The following is a 319-nucleotide window of genomic DNA, read 5'->3' as shown; positions in this document are numbered from 1 at the left end:
GCAAGTGATTGGGGTGAAGTCGTAACAAGGTAGCCGTACCGGAAGGTGCGGCTGGATCACCTCCTTTCTAAGGATGACAAACCTTTCGGTTCAATGAACATGGCGCTTCCGTTTCGTTCAGTTTTGAGGGAACGAGTGATGTTCTCTCAATGACAAACATCGTTCCTTGAAAACTAGATAACCGATACACAAAAGGAAGAAGCCGAGACGCTGTAGGTTAAGCTAGAAAGGGCGCACGGTGGATGCCTTGGCACTAGGAGCCGATGAAGGACGGGGCAAACGCCGAAACGCTTCGGGGAGCTGTAAGCAAGCGTAGATC

The 319-nt window shown here is 50.8% G+C and carries 2 rRNA genes; both read left to right on the top strand.

Features of this window, described 5'->3' with window-relative positions:
* Positions 1-67 (top strand): 16S ribosomal RNA (locus ETC05_RS17645); the annotation flags it as partial.
* A gap of 148 nt (positions 68-215) precedes the next feature.
* A 23S ribosomal RNA gene (locus tag ETC05_RS17640) occupies positions 216-319 on the top strand; the annotation flags it as partial.

This window comes from Geobacillus sp. BMUD (assembly GCF_013096845.1).
Taxonomy (GTDB): Bacteria; Bacillota; Bacilli; order Bacillales; family Anoxybacillaceae; genus Geobacillus; species Geobacillus vulcani.
The sequence above is the reverse complement of the archived record's forward strand: the minus strand, read 5'-3'. Positions and strand labels throughout refer to the sequence as shown.